The 14,898-nt window shown below is 38.0% G+C and carries 15 protein-coding genes; 8 read left to right on the top strand and 7 right to left on the bottom strand.

Annotation, left to right across the window (positions count from 1 at the left end):
- Nucleotides 1–45: 45 nt before the first annotated feature.
- Together F933_RS17535 and F933_RS07640 are read right to left on the bottom strand one after the other, a co-directional pair.
- The gene (locus tag F933_RS17535) at nt 46–789 is read right to left on the bottom strand and encodes a hypothetical protein (protein WP_005060010.1); all 744 of its coding nucleotides are present in this window, start codon (nt 787–789) and stop codon (nt 46–48) included.
- Nucleotides 790–1,710, bottom strand: a complete 921-nt coding sequence (locus F933_RS07640) for a DUF2167 domain-containing protein (RefSeq protein WP_005060009.1) — start codon at nt 1,708–1,710, stop codon at nt 790–792.
- A gap of 337 nt (nt 1,711–2,047) precedes the next feature.
- On the opposite strand from F933_RS07640, the gene F933_RS07635 reads away from it, so the two are divergent.
- The 3 genes from F933_RS07635 to F933_RS07625 all read left to right on the top strand — a co-directional run bounded on the left by F933_RS07635 (nt 2,048) and on the right by F933_RS07625 (nt 3,979).
- Nucleotides 2,048–2,878 (top strand): AraC family transcriptional regulator, encoded by an 831-nt coding sequence (locus F933_RS07635; protein ID WP_005060006.1) that lies wholly within the window; start codon nt 2,048–2,050, stop codon nt 2,876–2,878.
- A gap of 76 nt (nt 2,879–2,954) precedes the next feature.
- Entirely contained in the window at nt 2,955–3,665 is a 711-nt protein-coding gene (locus F933_RS07630) for an AzlC family ABC transporter permease (protein WP_005060004.1), read from the top strand.
- Entirely contained in the window at nt 3,662–3,979 is a 318-nt protein-coding gene (locus tag F933_RS07625; RefSeq protein ID WP_005060001.1) for an AzlD domain-containing protein, read from the top strand. Before F933_RS07630 ends, F933_RS07625 begins: the two co-directional genes overlap by 4 nt.
- Nucleotides 3,980–4,025: 46 nt before the next feature.
- On the opposite strand, the gene F933_RS07620 is transcribed toward F933_RS07625, so the two are convergent.
- A complete protein-coding gene (locus F933_RS07620) occupies nt 4,026–4,781 on the bottom strand; it encodes an SDR family oxidoreductase (RefSeq protein ID WP_005059999.1) in 756 nt (251 codons plus the stop codon).
- A gap of 108 nt (nt 4,782–4,889) precedes the next feature.
- Here F933_RS07620 and F933_RS07615 point away from each other — a divergent pair, with 108 nt between their 5' ends.
- Together F933_RS07615 and F933_RS07610 are read left to right on the top strand one after the other, a co-directional pair.
- Nucleotides 4,890–5,774 carry a LysR family transcriptional regulator gene (locus tag F933_RS07615; RefSeq protein WP_005059997.1) on the top strand — a complete coding sequence of 295 codons (885 nt, stop codon included), beginning with the start codon at nt 4,890–4,892 and terminating at the stop codon, nt 5,772–5,774.
- A 101-nt stretch (nt 5,775–5,875) separates the two neighbouring features.
- Nucleotides 5,876–6,637 (top strand): HD domain-containing protein, encoded by a 762-nt coding sequence (locus F933_RS07610; protein ID WP_005059994.1) that lies wholly within the window; start codon nt 5,876–5,878, stop codon nt 6,635–6,637.
- Nucleotides 6,638–6,702: 65 nt separating this feature from the next.
- On the opposite strand, the gene F933_RS07605 is transcribed toward F933_RS07610, so the two are convergent.
- Together F933_RS07605 and F933_RS07600 are read right to left on the bottom strand one after the other, a co-directional pair.
- The gene (locus tag F933_RS07605; protein WP_005059993.1) at nt 6,703–7,995 is read right to left on the bottom strand and encodes an MFS transporter; all 1,293 of its coding nucleotides are present in this window, start codon (nt 7,993–7,995) and stop codon (nt 6,703–6,705) included.
- 214 nt (nt 7,996–8,209) lie between these two features.
- Complete coding sequence (locus tag F933_RS07600) at nt 8,210–8,587, bottom strand: MerR family DNA-binding protein (protein ID WP_005059992.1); 378 nt, start codon at nt 8,585–8,587, stop codon at nt 8,210–8,212.
- Between the two features lie 94 nt (nt 8,588–8,681).
- Here F933_RS07600 and F933_RS07595 point away from each other — a divergent pair, with 94 nt between their 5' ends.
- The gene (locus F933_RS07595) at nt 8,682–9,779 is read left to right on the top strand and encodes an SDR family oxidoreductase (RefSeq protein WP_005059991.1); all 1,098 of its coding nucleotides are present in this window, start codon (nt 8,682–8,684) and stop codon (nt 9,777–9,779) included.
- A 140-nt stretch (nt 9,780–9,919) separates the two neighbouring features.
- Here the strand turns inward: F933_RS07595 and F933_RS07590 are convergent, their stop codons facing one another.
- Together F933_RS07590 and F933_RS07585 are read right to left on the bottom strand one after the other, a co-directional pair.
- Nucleotides 9,920–10,807: an SDR family NAD(P)-dependent oxidoreductase gene (locus F933_RS07590; RefSeq protein WP_005052271.1), complete on the bottom strand. Its 888-nt coding sequence runs from the start codon at nt 10,805–10,807 to the stop codon at nt 9,920–9,922.
- Between the two features lie 249 nt (nt 10,808–11,056).
- The gene (locus tag F933_RS07585; RefSeq protein ID WP_005059988.1) at nt 11,057–12,334 is read right to left on the bottom strand and encodes an O-acetylhomoserine aminocarboxypropyltransferase/cysteine synthase family protein; all 1,278 of its coding nucleotides are present in this window, start codon (nt 12,332–12,334) and stop codon (nt 11,057–11,059) included.
- 296 nt (nt 12,335–12,630) lie between these two features.
- On the opposite strand from F933_RS07585, the gene ettA reads away from it, so the two are divergent.
- Nucleotides 12,631–14,292, top strand: coding sequence for an energy-dependent translational throttle protein EttA (gene ettA, locus F933_RS07580; protein WP_005059986.1), 1,662 nt, complete (start codon nt 12,631–12,633; stop codon nt 14,290–14,292).
- Nucleotides 14,293–14,475: 183 nt separating this feature from the next.
- Nucleotides 14,476–14,883 carry a cation efflux protein, CzcI-like gene (locus F933_RS07575; protein WP_338025188.1) on the top strand — a complete coding sequence of 136 codons (408 nt, stop codon included), beginning with the start codon at nt 14,476–14,478 and terminating at the stop codon, nt 14,881–14,883.
- The last annotated feature ends 15 nt before the right edge of the window (nt 14,884–14,898 follow it).

The following is a 14,898-nucleotide window of genomic DNA, read 5'->3' as shown; positions in this document are numbered from 1 at the left end:
TTATTTTGTGCGTATGATTTTATATTCACTTGTCTTCGAGATGTTTTATTTGTTCTCTATTTTGTATTTTAAGCTTTGGAGTTGTTGTTCGCGTAATTCAAGTTGAATAACATGTTTTTCATTAGATGCTGTTTTTAATGTTTGAATATCTAGAAGAACTTCATCAAGTAAATGTTGATAATGCTTCTGATCAAATATTTGAGAGGCAAGCAGAATTCCTTCGGTTTTGATTTGATAGTTTAGACTAATTTTTCTTAATAGATTCACCGCAAAAGGAGGGCATAACAACACATCTAATAAGAGTTGAGTGGTTTTGAACCAAGATAATTGCAAGTTTTTCCGTTTGAACATTACAAAAAAAATTGAAAACAGGTTTAAGCCATATATCATCACAAGTGTAATTGAAATTGCTACATAATTTGCTTTATAGATCAGTAAAAATGGCAGAATAGCGAGAGTAAGTAAGAAAATTAAAATATTAATAACCTGTAGGGGCTTTAATATTAGACTAATTTTTCTAATATGTTCAATCTCAATTGCATGAATTGTTGAATGCGTATCTTTAAACCTCCATGCACATTTGAAAATAAGTTGATGTGGCAAAAGTAAGTTAAGAATAACCAAGTACTGACGATAAAAATTGAATTTTCGTGAAATCAATTGTGACTTAAAGGTGGTTTTAAAACCTTTGTAAATATTAAACTCATTATAAAAATAGAGATGAGTCGAGTCATAAATATAGAACCCGACTATTCCTATTACGAGTAATACCTCGAAAGGCAAATACATTTATGATTTGTTCTTCTTGAATAAAGAACGAAGCCATCCAGCCGCAGCAATTGCTCCTACTGCAATGAATTTCCATGTAGCTGCAAAGAAGGCAGCAATAGCAGCCCAGAAGCCTTTTTTGGTTGCCACAACTGCTGCACCGCCAGCAATTAATGCTGCTAGACCATATTCAGCGACTTTATCGCCCTCACGATATTCTGCATATTTTTCGCCAAAGTTATAATCAAAGCCTTTTAGACTACCTTTAAACGCATTAATGTTCTGAGTTAAATGTTCTTCATCCGAAACTAATGTTGCACTGGTCACACCCGTACGACCTAGAATACGAATGGTATAGTTAATCGCTTCGTTATTATCCTGATCACGGATTTTGAGTGCCCATTCTAAGCGTTTAGTCTGATTATCATAATGCGGCGGAACGACCCAACCAACAGTATACAGTTTTGGATAACCTAAACGAGCACGCTCTTCATTTGAAGGCTCATCAGAATCTTTAAGTTGTTTTAATAAGGCATCAGCATCGATTTTCTCATCATCTTTGACATAACCAGATGGTTCAAAATCAAAAGTTGCCCACCATGAATCATCAGGTGCAACTAAAATATTTGTATTACCTGTAGTTAAATTACCAGTTAATTCCAGAAATTTATCTGCATTCTTCGGATCTAAAAAACCTTCATCTTTGAGCGTATTTAAAGTCGCAACATTAGCAACATTTTCTTTTTTAGGCCCTAAATGCCAATCTAATTTAGCCATTGGATTTTCAACAGTATTTTGAGCTGTCGTATTAGTTGTTGTTTCTTCAACAGGTGCAGAGGCATGCACATAACTTGGTAGGGTACTGGTGCCCAACATAGAAAGACTAAGAGCAATCGCATGGCTTAATGGTATTAATTTTTGGGGGTGTAAAGGATTAAACATAGAAATCTCACAATCATTATTAGCTATTGGTTTTATTACAATTTATGACATAAATTATGGAAGTATTTTAAAATGATTTTTATCATAAGTTAAAGTTATTTTTAAGAATATAATATTTCTTTGGAAAAATATTTATTTCAACTGAATATTTATCTAATTATATTCTCAGGATTAATACAATATTAAAGGCGATATTTATTTAGAGTTGATAGGAGGATTAAAAAATATTTTATTGAAATCCCAAGTGAAATAATTTTATCAAACAGCAATTTTGTTCTATAAATCTATCTAAATCGCGTTAACCTGAAATGATGCATACATGCCTTAGGAGGTCGTGATGTCGCGCAGACCTCGAGAACAAGTCGATTACTTACACCTAGAAGAATTGGGTGGTTTAGAAATGTTGAAAGCCAGTTACTTTCAACAGGAGTTTTCACGACATGTTCATGAAGGATTTTGTATCGGTGTCATCGAAGAAGGAGCACAACGGTTCTATCGCACAGGTGGGAATCATGTTGCACCGCAAGGCGATATTATTTTAGTGAATGCCGATGAAGTGCATACAGGCTCATCAGCCGTGGAAACAGGTTGGCGTTACCGCGCGATTTATCCGACTCCCGAAATTTTCCATGAATTAACCCGTGATCTCACTACTGTACACGGTACAGCACCGTGGTTTAGAGAAGCAGTGTTGCATGATGAAGGTTTGGCACAACAATTACGATTACTTTTTGATTTACTTGAGCAACCAAATAATAAGTTACTTAAACAAACTTTATTTTTATCGACAATTGCTTGGCTAATCTCAAAATATAGTCAAACCAAGCCTCAAGCCAATGATCAGAGTAATGCCAAACAACGCATTTTAAATATTAAAGAATTAATGGCGAGTATACCTGAGCAAGAGTTTTCACTTATTGAATTGGCGGAAATGGCAAATCTCAGTCAGTGGCATTTTTTACGTCAATTTAAAAAGCATGTTGGACTCTCACCGCATGCATGGCTCATTCAAGCACGTCTACAGAAGTCACAAAAATTATTAAGACAAGGTCTGAATTTATCAGAGGTGTCACAGCAATGTGGTTTCTCAGATCAAAGTCATTTTAATCGACATTTTCGCCAAACTTTTGGAATTACACCAGGTGGTTACACCGCCTCTCTCAAATAAAACAGCAATTTTGTACAAGCTTCATGGAAGCATTTTTGGCATAGTCTATTCTCGTTAATGAATAATTGTGATGCTAATGTTAGGTGAAAGCATAGACGACATTCCGATGACCGAATCACGGGCATTTTTGAACGGGGTGATCAAAATACTGCCATTGTGTTTTGCAGTGTTGCCGTGGGGTTTACTCGCAGGCTCTATGGCGATTCAAGCAGGACTAACGACTTTACAAGCGATTGGAATGTCTGCACTAGTCTTTGCTGGTGCAGCACAATTAATGACTTTAGGTTTAGTCATGGCAGGAACGCCCGCAATTACTATCATCATTTCCGTTTTTCTGATTACCACGCAGCATTATTTATATGCACTGTATTTACGTGAAGATATTTCTAAGCAACCTTTAAAAGATCGTTTGATATTGGGCTTTTTATTAACTGATGAATTGTTTGCAGTTAGTATTAAAAAGCAACAACATTATATTCACTATCTGTTAGGTGCAGGACTTTGCTTTTATATATGTTGGGTTCTGTTTAGTGCTTGTGGAGTCTTTCTTGCTGCCGCAGTTCCTAATTTAGATCAATATCATCTCGATTTTTCAATTGTTGCGACATTTATCGCAATCGTGGTTCCATTTATTAAAAACTTAAATACTTTGGTTGGGGTATTGGTTTCAGTGATTCTCACTGTTGTTTTTCTAAGCTTAGGTCTTAAAAGTGCTGCGATCATGGCAGGTGTGATTGGAATGTTTGCGGCAACTTGCTTGCAGAATTTTAGGGAGCGCACAGCATGACTTGGTTTCTCCTGATTATTCTCGCAATTGTGGTGTTTATGAATCGCTATATTCTTCTTGAACCGAATCTGCCTTTGCGTTTACCCAAATGGTTTCAACAATCTTTGCAATATTCTGCACCGTGTTTATTGACGGCTATTGCAACACCGATTGTTTTTATGGATGAACATGGTGTATTTCGTGAAACATTACTTAATCCTTATTTTCTTGCCACTATTTTAACGATTTTGATTGCGTATAAAGTCCGTCATACCTTGTTGACGATTGTTTTGAGTTTGGCATGTTTTTATGGATTGGTGTTTTGGTTGAATTAAAAGATTGGGTGTACAGATCATGCACCCAATCTTGATTATGAATACCTTAGCGAGTGGTGTATCCACCATTGGCGAAAATCGTTTGTCCTGTAATCCACCAACCATCAGTCACTAAGAAACGTACTAAGGGTTCAATATCTTCGATCTTGGTTAAGCCGCCCAATGCTGATGCTGATTTATGATATGCCACCGCTTCTGGTGCTTCTTGACCATAGAAAAATGGTGTATCCATTGGACCAGGTGCGACAGCAGTGACAGAAATACCACGTTTACCAAACTCTTTTGATGCAGCACGCGTGTAGTGTTCCACAGGGGCTTTTAAACCCTCATAAGTGGAATAAAGTCCTGTATATGCAGCAAGTAAACTGGTGACAATGGTACAGATTTTTCCATTTGGATTAAGATGACGACCTGCCGATTGAATAAAGAAATAGGCAATTTTATTATTGATGTCATTCATGCCATCAAACTCTTGTTCAGTGGTATCTAAATACGGTTTTTTGAGCACGCGCCCGACGGTATTAATTGCGATATCCACACCGCCAAATTCTGTTTTGGCTTGAATAAATAAGTCTTCAATGTTCTGGATATTGGCTAAATCTGCTTGTACCAAAATTGCTTTAATCCCCAGTGCTTGTACCGCTTGTAAAGTTTCTTCAGCATCTGATTGTGTTGCGGCACTGTTGTAATGAATCAATAAATTTGCCCCTTGTTCAGCAAATTTACGTGAAATTAATCCACCTAAGTTTTTTGCACCGCCGGTAATCAATACCGTTTTTCCTTTTAGATTATGTTGTGACATTGCTTTATTCCTCATGTTGTTTTTGCATAGAAAACATCCTAATTGAATTTATTTGTTTGAAATAGTTGTTAGTATTGAACTAATTGTGCAAAAAAGTTGAATAATAAAATGGATAAAATTGAGCGGTTAAAGATTTTTTGTCTGGTCGCTGAAAAACAGTCTTTTGCCCAAGCCGCACTGCAACTGGGTTTGCCTCGTTCCAATGTGACTTATGCGATTCAGGCTTTGGAAAAAGAATATGAAGTTTTACTGTTTTATCGCACTACGCGTAAAGTTGCGTTAACGCATGAAGGCAGTTTGTTTTATGAGGAGGCAATACGTCTGGTTGCTCAGCTTAAAGAGCTAAATCGTTTTAAAACACAGGTACGTAGTCAAGAGGGCAAGATCAGTATTGGTATGCCGAAACGCTTGGCAACACAAGTGTTGATTCCTCATCTATCCGCATTTTATCAACGCTATCCTAAAGTCAAAGTGTTGATTAATGGCAGTGATGATTTTTCAAATTTGATTGAACAACAACTAGACTGTGTGGTGCGGGTTGGGCAGGTTCATGATGAATACTTACTGATTCGACCAATTAAACAGACGCAAATATGGACTTTAGCATCGCCAAAATATTTGGCGGAATATGGTGAACCAACGCATTTTGATGAGTTAGAACGGCATTTTGCTGTGGATTATCATGTAGCAAAGCATTATCGAGAATTAAGTGAATTAAGCTTTCAGAATCATCGTGTCAACATGCCTTATCGTTTACTGGTTGAAAATACGGAAGCTTATATCCAAGCAGGTTTAGCAGGTATAGGTTTAATTCAAATTCCTGAATTTGACGCGAAAACTTATGTAGAGCAAGGGCAGCTCCAGCGATTATTCTCAGATATTCCATGCTTGGAATTACCTGTAAATATTTTGCTGACGGATCGACAATATCGCCCAAAGTATTTTCAAGACTTTATTGACTGGTTAGAGCAACATTTAAAAAAACTACTTTAGCTTCTATCAGAACAATATCTTAGCTCACTTTGACATTAGCATAAATTTACAGTAAAACTAAAAATTAGAGTAATTACTCTAATTTCTATAGGTGGATAAAAATGCAGATTGGTCGACAAGCATGGATGGCTCAAACTTCAGGAGATTTATCTTTAAAAGATCGTATGACCTTATTGAGTCATAGCCTATTCCCTGTGCTCAAACAAAGTATAAAAATGTATGCTTTAGCAGGTCGCTCTAAGCAGAATCATCAGTTTTTGAGTATGGATGATTTACATTTGCCTGATAGTTATGATGTCAAACAGGCGATTGAAAAGATGCGGTCCTGTAGTTCAGTAAGTTTGCAGAATCATTGTTTAAGAACTTGGTCTTATGCCGTTGCATTTTCCACAATGCAGAATCTAAAACCTGATGCTGAATTATTGGCGGTATCCTGTTTACTCCATGATTTAGGCATGACTGAGCAACATTATCAGCATCACGAAAATTGTCGTTGCTTTGCAGGACAGGGGGCTTATGCTGCTCAAAACTGGTCTTTAGCGCAAGGATGGCAACTACCACGGGCAGATCAATTGTTTGATGTGATCAGTATGCACATGAATCCTTATGTTGCGGTTGATGAGGGTGTTGAGGCACATTTGCTACAGCAAGCAGCCAGTTGTGATGTCATTGGCAGCCGTGGTTTTGAATTTTCTACATTATTTAGACAACAATTATATGCGCAATATCCACGTTTAGACTTTAACCAGCACATGATTGAATTTACTCAAGAAGAGGCACGTATTCGCCCAAAATCTCGAACAGCAATGGTGGTAAAGAGTGGGTTTAAGCAATTGGTTCGTTTGAATCCTTATCTTGATTAAACGGTCAGAAATAAAAAAACCACTTTTGCGAGAACAAAAGTGGTTTAAATGAATCATTCACTTTATCAGTGATCATGCTCCAAATATTCAGGTTTTTTCGGTAACGCCAAGCTACACAAGAAACAGATCATTAGCATGAAAATGACATAGATAAAGAAGATATTTTCAATGCCTGCATCTTTAAATATCAGGGCAACTGATGGCGCTGAACCGCCAAATAGGGCATTACCCACCGCATAGGAGAAACCGACACCTAAGGCGCGGACATGAGGAGGGAACATTTCAGCTTTGACCAAACCACTGATTGAGGTGTAGAAACTCAGCAACATCATCAAGAAAATGAGTAATAAGGTGATGATGACAGGTGAATCGGCAAAACTCCGCATTCCCGTAACCATGACTGGGTAAATAAAGATTGCGCTGAGTAAGCTGAACGCTAGCATTGAAGCACGACGACCGATTCGATCCGATAACATCCCAAACAAAGGTTGCGCGATCATAAACACAAATAACGCCGTGGTCATGATAAAGCCTACGGTTTTACCATCCATGCCGATATTGGTGAGATAGGTTTTTGAATAAACTGTTACCACGTAAAAGGTGAGTGAACCTGCTGAGGTGTATCCCACCACCAATAGAAAGGTTTTCCAGTGTTGCTTCAATAATGCAATTAAACTACCTGACTCTTCACGTTCCGCATCTTCATGAGAAAGAGTTTCCTCTAAGCGACTTCGCGCAGCAAGAGAAAGCAAAGCAGCGACACCACCGATCACAAATGGAATACGCCAACCGCCATCATTTAATTGTTGCTCCGTCATAAAACCAAGCAAAATCACCCCAAGTAAACTGGCAAGAAGTTGTCCGCCTGATAAGGTCACATATTGAAATGATGCGAAGAAACCGCGTTGTCCTTTTAATCCAAGTTCGCTCATATAGGTGGCAACCGCGCCATATTCACCACCAACGGATAGACCTTGTAGTAAACGAACCATTAACAGTAAAAATGGTGCCCACATTCCAACTTGATCATAGGTCGGCAATGCTGCAAATAGGAATGAGCTGAGTGCCATTAAGCAAATCGAAATAACCATGGATTGTTTACGACCTTGGCGGTCGGCAATGCGTCCGAATAACCAACTACCAATGGGTCGCATGAAGAAGCTCGCGCCAAACACTCCCCATACATAAATGGCTTTGGTGGTTGAATCCATATCTGGAGCGGTCAATGCATGAGTAAAATAAGCAGCAAAAACGGCATAAATATAAAAATCGAACCATTCAACTAAATTCCCTGATGCCGCACCAACAATACCTTTGATACGGCTCTTTTTTTCTTCCCTGCTATATGTCTGACTCATATATGTTCCTTTCTCAACCAAGCAAGATTCTGTGTGTGAATCTTTACAGAATGTTATATAACGCTAAAAAAGCATGAAAATGACACTATTTTGTATGCTTTTTATGACTGTATTTTTAGATGGCGAGAATAGGATGTATTTGTTAAGAACGGTTTAAAAAACAATGTTGTGGGCAATATAGTCAATTGAGAAAAGTTAATTTTATGAAAATCAATTAATTTAATTGTGGAATAGGACAATCCTTTCTTAATGGACATGCCTCACCTTGGGTAAACCGACTTAACATGCTTCTAATTTGATTTAATTGATTAATTTTTTCATCAATCATTGCGAGCTTTTCAAAGAAGATATTTTGTACTTGTGACGCAGGAATTTCATCCTGTGCGGTCATATCTAAAATTTGTTTAATTTCACTTAAAGAGAAACCTAGATTTTTAGCGGTACGGATGAGTTGTAGTTGTTGTAGTGTTTGTTCAGGATAATCTTTATAGCCATTAGTGCGTGTATTTGATTGAATAATATTAATTTTTTCGTAAAAACGAATGGTATCGCGACTGATATCTGCTTGTTTTGCGAGTGTTCCAATTAACATAGCTGACCTTTTATTATTTTAAAATAATGCTTGACCATTGAGTGTACTCCATCCTTTAGCCTATGCCTATCTTGCGAATAAAGAGTGCTTAATAATGGACAATAAAGAGATTGCTTTAAATTATTCACCACAGATTGCATTTGTTGCAGGCGCAACAGGTTTTATTGGACGCTTTTTAATTGCTGAGTTGCTCACGCAAGGACATCAGGTTTATGCCTTAGTACGTGATAAACAAGCGCAACAACATCAGTTGGAAAATTGGTTGAAAGATAAACAAGTTTCAGTCACTGAATTAACGTTTATTCAAGGGGATATTACACAGCCAAATCTTGCGATTAGCCAAAAAAATTGGATTGAACTTGCTAAAGTGAATATTTTATACAACAGCAGTGCACTTTTTGCATGGAATCTGACAATGCAACAAGCGCAACAGGTTAATGTTGAGGGTGCACTAAATCTTTTAAAATGTATCAGTGAGCATTGTCGTCTAGATCGTGCAGTTCATGTTTCAGGTTATATGCTGACATTACAAGATCATTTACGCCAAGCTGGCGTATGTATTGATCAACCTGAACAAACCAATTGGCAAAGGGTTTATCAGCAATTAGGTGCTTATGAAGCGTCTAAAGTCGAGGTGCATTATGCATGGATTAAACAAGCGCAAAGCTTGGGTTTAGACTGGACTGTTATTCATCCAGCAACAGTGATTAGTGATGAAGTTACTGGGGAAATACCCGTTAATCAACCGATTGCACATATGATTAGTCTATTAAAACGAAAGAAAATGGGTGCAATACCGGCAACAGCACAACATTATTTGCCTTTGGTTAGTATTGATTATTTAGTGAAAGTAATAGGTTATGCAGCGACTGAAACTGGTTTGGCTCGATCTGAATTATTGGTTGCTCATGAACAGCGTTTAACGCTTTCAGATATGTTTAATATTATGGCTGCACAAGTGGGTCAAAAAGCTCCAACTCGATATGTTTCGTTAGATTTATTAAGAATGATTTTGAAATGGAAATGGCTGGCGCAGAAATTAGAAATGTCTGTAGAAATGCTGAATTTTATTCGAACAGAACCATTAAATATTTCTCAGTTAAAACAGTATACCCAGCACTGGCATATCCAAGAATCAGATTTGAAGAAATCCTTAGAAAAAACCAGTCTGTGGATATTCCAACACACATAATTGCGGTTTAAATCAGCAGGCTGTGGATAACTCTAAACTTATTCACATTCATTTTTTGATTAGTTTATGCGCTTTTAAAAGATAATTTATTTCATAAAAAAACCTCCCATGGCGAGAGGTTTTTTAACAGATTGAGTTGATTACCAGTGTTCGCCTGGGAATAAACGTGCATAAGCGCGTTGCATGATATTCAACTTCTCTTGTTCACCGACTGAAGCTGTTGAACTTGGGAATAAGTTGAAGCCAATTGACATCAAAATGTTATTTACATCTGGTGCAATTGCATAAGTGATCGATGCAAGGCGACCTAAATTGGTAGCGATTTTTTTCGGACGTTTCACAATCGCATACGCAATTAAATCTGCGGCTTGTTCAGGTGAAAGCGTTGGTACGTATTTATAAATCTTGGTTGGTGCAATCATAGGTGTGCGTACCAAAGGCATATAAATCGAAGTGATCGCAATTTTATGCGAGTGCACTTCAGCAGATAAACAACGACTAAATGCATCTAGTGCAGCTTTAGATGCAACATAAGCTGAAAAACGTGTTGCATTTGCAAGTACGCCAATCGAACTGATGTTAATGATTTGACCATCTTTACGTTGCATCATGTGCGGTAAAATATTCAAGACTAAACGAACAGCACCAAAATAATTGAGTTGCATAGTACGTTCAAAGTCATGGAAACGATCAACTGACTCATGTACGGCACGACGAATTGAACGTCCAGCATTGTTCACAAGAATATCAATATGATCAACAGCAGCTAAAATTTCTTTCGAAACTGCATCAATCGATTCCATATCATTGAGATCACATGGAAATACTGTTGCTTTTCCACCCTCAGCTTCAATCTCAGCTTTAACCTCATCTAACTTCTCTTTAGTACGAGCGAGTAATAAGACATGTGCACCTGCTTGAGCAAGGTATTTTGAAACCGTTAAACCAATACCACTTGAAGCACCAGTGACAATGATAGTTTTCCCGTCGACTTTTTGTTGAAAAAGTTTTTTGAGTTTTGCGTTCATGTAAGTTACCTACATTAATCAAGCTGTTGTTTGCAATGCCTTCTTATTCCGCTTAAACACTGCACTTTATTTTGTACTAATATTAACCGATTTTTTTTGTTTGTCTAGTGTAAATATTTGAAATATAATAATATTTTTAGAGCAAATACTCTAAAATAAGATATTGTAATAGTTGAAAATGCAATAATATTTATATCTTTTTGAATAAAAAAAAGCCTCTACATGAGAGGCTTTCTGATTTTATTGAATTTAAACTTGAGCGAGGGCTTGCTCAAGGTCAGCAATTAAGTCGTCAATATGCTCAATCCCAATAGACAAGCGGACTAGGTCTTCGCTTACACCTGCTGATTTTAGCTCTTCGGCATTAAGTTGACGATGCGTTGTTGTTGCAGGATGACAAGCTAAGCTTTTCGCATCGCCAATGTTCACCAAGCGAGTAAACAGTTGTAATGCATCAATAAAGCGTGTTCCCCCTTCGATTCCATCTTGAACACCAAAGGAGAGGATTGCAGAAGGTTTACCTTTCACATATTTTTGAGCTAAATCATGCTGTGGATGATCTTTGAGTCCTGCATAATTCACCCATTTTACTTTTGGATGTTGCTTTAAGTATTCTGCAATTTTGATGGCATTTTCAGTATGACGTTCCATTCGCAGATTTAAAGTTTCCAAACCTTGTAAAATGAGGAACACGCTCAGAGGACTAATCGCCGCGCCAGTATTACGTAATGGCACCACACGAGCACGAGCGATATATGCCGCTTCACCAAGAACCTCAACATAATTTACGCCGTGATAACTCGGATCGGGTGTATTTAATGCTTTAAAACGTTCTGGATATTTACCCCAAGGAAACTTGCCACTATCGACGATAATACCGCCAATACTATTGCCATGTCCGCCGATGTATTTAGTGAGGGAGTGAATGACAATATCTGCCCCAAATTCAAATGGTTTAAGCAATGCAGGGGTTGCCACGGTATTATCGACAATCACAGGTACACCATATTCATGTGCAATTTTTGAGATCGCTTCTAAGTCGATAATATTGCCTAGAGGGTTGCCGATCGACTCGACAAAAACCAATTTGGTTTTGTCATCGATAATTGAGCGTAGTGCTTCTGGATTTTGATAATCAAAAAAACGAACTTCGATGCCTTGTTTCGGCAGTGTGTGGGCAAATAAGTTATAGGTGCCCCCATATAAAGTTGAAACAGAAGCGATATTATCGCCTGCCTCAGCAATGGTTTGAATCGAGTAGGTGATCGCTGCCATCCCTGATGCTAAAGCCAATCCACCAATACCACCTTCAAGTGCTGCTATGCGTTGTTCGAGCACTGCTGTGGTTGGATTCATGATACGCGTATAAATATTCCCCTGAACTTTGAGATCAAACAAATCTGCGCCATGTTGCGTATTATCAAAGGCATAAGACGTGGTTTGATAAATAGGTACAGCCACTGCTTTGGTGGTGGCTTCTGGTGAATATCCCGCATGAATAGCTAAAGTTTCATCTTTATAGGTCATGTTTACATCATCTACGTGAGTTAAATCGTAGTCGAGTGTAGCTTAAAAGTTATCCATAATGGTGCATAATTTATGCGATTTATTGCGTTTTTATTCATATACAGAAAAAGCGGAATTGTTTCTATTTTTTGTTATGGAATTTTTCTGCATACGCTAAACCATTGAAAAAGAAAATCCTTTGATTAAGCTAAACAAATATGATCTTAACTTCATGTTAATCGGGTTTTCAGCGTATAATACGTGCGATTATTTTTCGCTTTTTGCGATTTATTGGTTTTTCAATTGAGGAGTCCTGCGTGGCCCAATATATTTATACGATGAATCGAGTGTCTAAAATGGTTCCGCCGAAGCGCGAAATCTTAAAAGACATCTCTTTATCATTTTTCCCAGGTGCAAAAATTGGTGTGCTTGGTTTGAACGGTGCTGGTAAATCTACCTTACTCCGTATTATGGCTGGCGTAGATAAAGATTTCTCAGGTGAAGCGCGTGCACAACCAGGAATCAAAATCGGCTACTTAGAACAAGAACCGCCATTAGATCCAAGCAAAGACGTTCGTGGTAACGTTGAAGATGGTCTACGTGAGCCGCTTGATGCGCTTGCTCGTTTAGATGAAGTTTTTGCTGAATATGCAGCGGAAGATGCAGATTTTGATGCACTTGCAAAAGAGCAAGAAAAATTAGAATCAATCATCCATGCTTGGGATGCACACAACCTTAATAACCAAATGGAACAAGCAGCAGGTGCATTAAATCTACCGGCTTGGGATGCAGATGTATCATTGCTATCTGGTGGTGAGCGTCGTCGTGTTGCCTTATGTCGTTTATTGCTTTCTAAGCCAGATATGTTGCTTCTTGACGAACCGACGAACCATTTAGATGCTGAATCAGTGTCTTGGTTAGAGCGCTTCTTAAAAGATTTCCCAGGCACCATCGTTGCGATTACGCATGACCGTTATTTCTTAGATAACGTGGCTGAGTGGATTCTTGAGCTTGACCGTGGCATGGGTATTCCTTATCAAGGTAACTACTCTTCTTGGTTAGAACAGAAGAATGCGCGTCTAGAGCAAGAAAACAAGCAAGAAGAATCTTTTGCTAAAGCATTGAAAAAAGAACTGGAATGGGTTCGTTCAAATGCCAAAGGTCAGCAAAAGAAAAACAAAGCGCGTATGGAGCGTTTTGAAGAACTTAACTCGCGTGAGTTCCAACAACGTAATGAAACCTCTGAAATCTACATTCCACCTGGTCCACGTCTAGGTAATAAGGTCGTAGAAGTTGAAGGCATCAGTAAATCATTTGATGGTCGTGTACTTTATAAAGACTTAACCTTTACTGTACCGCCTACAGCCATTGTCGGTATCGTAGGTCCAAACGGTGCGGGTAAAACCACGCTATTCCGTATGATGACAGGCGAACAACAACCAGATACGGGTACTGTGACTTTAGGCGAATCGGTTAAAGTGGCTTATGTTGGTCAGATTCGTGATACTTTGGATAACAATAAAACCGTTTGGGAAGAAGTTTCTGGTGGTTTAGATATCTTAAGAATCGGCGATTATGAAATTGCATCACGTGCTTATATCGGTCGCTTTAACTTTAAAGGTCAAGATCAGCAAAAACGTGTTGGTGAATTGTCAGGTGGTGAACGTAACCGTTTACAACTTGCGAAGATCTTACAGTTAGGTGCAAACGTTATCTTACTGGATGAGCCATCAAACGATTTGGATATTGAAACTTTACGTGCGCTTGAGGATGCAATTCTTGTATTCCCTGGTACGGTAATGGTTGTATCGCATGACCGTTGGTTCCTTGACCGTATTGCAACGCATATCTTGTCATTTGAAAATGAACAGCCTGAGTTCTACGAAGGTAACTATGCGGAATATGAAGCATACCGTCAGTCACGTTTAGGCGATACTGCAACAGCGAAGCGTTCAAAATATAAGAAAATTACGGGTTAATACCTGAATGATAAAAAACCAGCTTTCGAGCTGGTTTTTTTATTGCTTAGATTATCATTTGAAGTACAAAAAATGGACTTGTAAGATTGGCTACGTAATTAAAACAATCTCACTTAATAATGTAATTTTATTACATAAGCTTTCGTTGCTATGCTTCAATAAATTTTGAACAGTTGATCAAACGTGCGACGTTCTGCTGTATTTATGACAGTCTTATTGAGTTTGTTCATATTCCAAAGCATTTGGAATGTGGCTGCAGCTTATTGCACGCACGAAAATCCAACTGAACAAATTATCTCAGATTCGCATTTTGGTCATCATTTTTCTGAAAGCTCAACCAAAAATAGCAGTGATGCTGAGGTTGATTTAAAGGTTTCAGATACATCGAAATCTATTAATGTCACAGATCATCATGATCATCTGCCAACCTGTACGAATGTAGTCGTTTTAGCTTCAGAACAACAACTAAATGAGCCAATTTTCAGAGCACATGAATTAAAACAAAAATATTATTGGGTAAATTTCTACCAATCCCCTTATTTATCTGAATTTAATCCACCACCTGAATCAATCCCGCTATTAGTGGGGTAGCCAAAAAATAACCCA

The organism is Acinetobacter beijerinckii CIP 110307 (genome assembly GCF_000369005.1).
Classification (GTDB): domain Bacteria; phylum Pseudomonadota; class Gammaproteobacteria; order Pseudomonadales; family Moraxellaceae; genus Acinetobacter; species Acinetobacter beijerinckii.
This window is presented reverse-complemented; position numbering and strand designations above follow the sequence as displayed.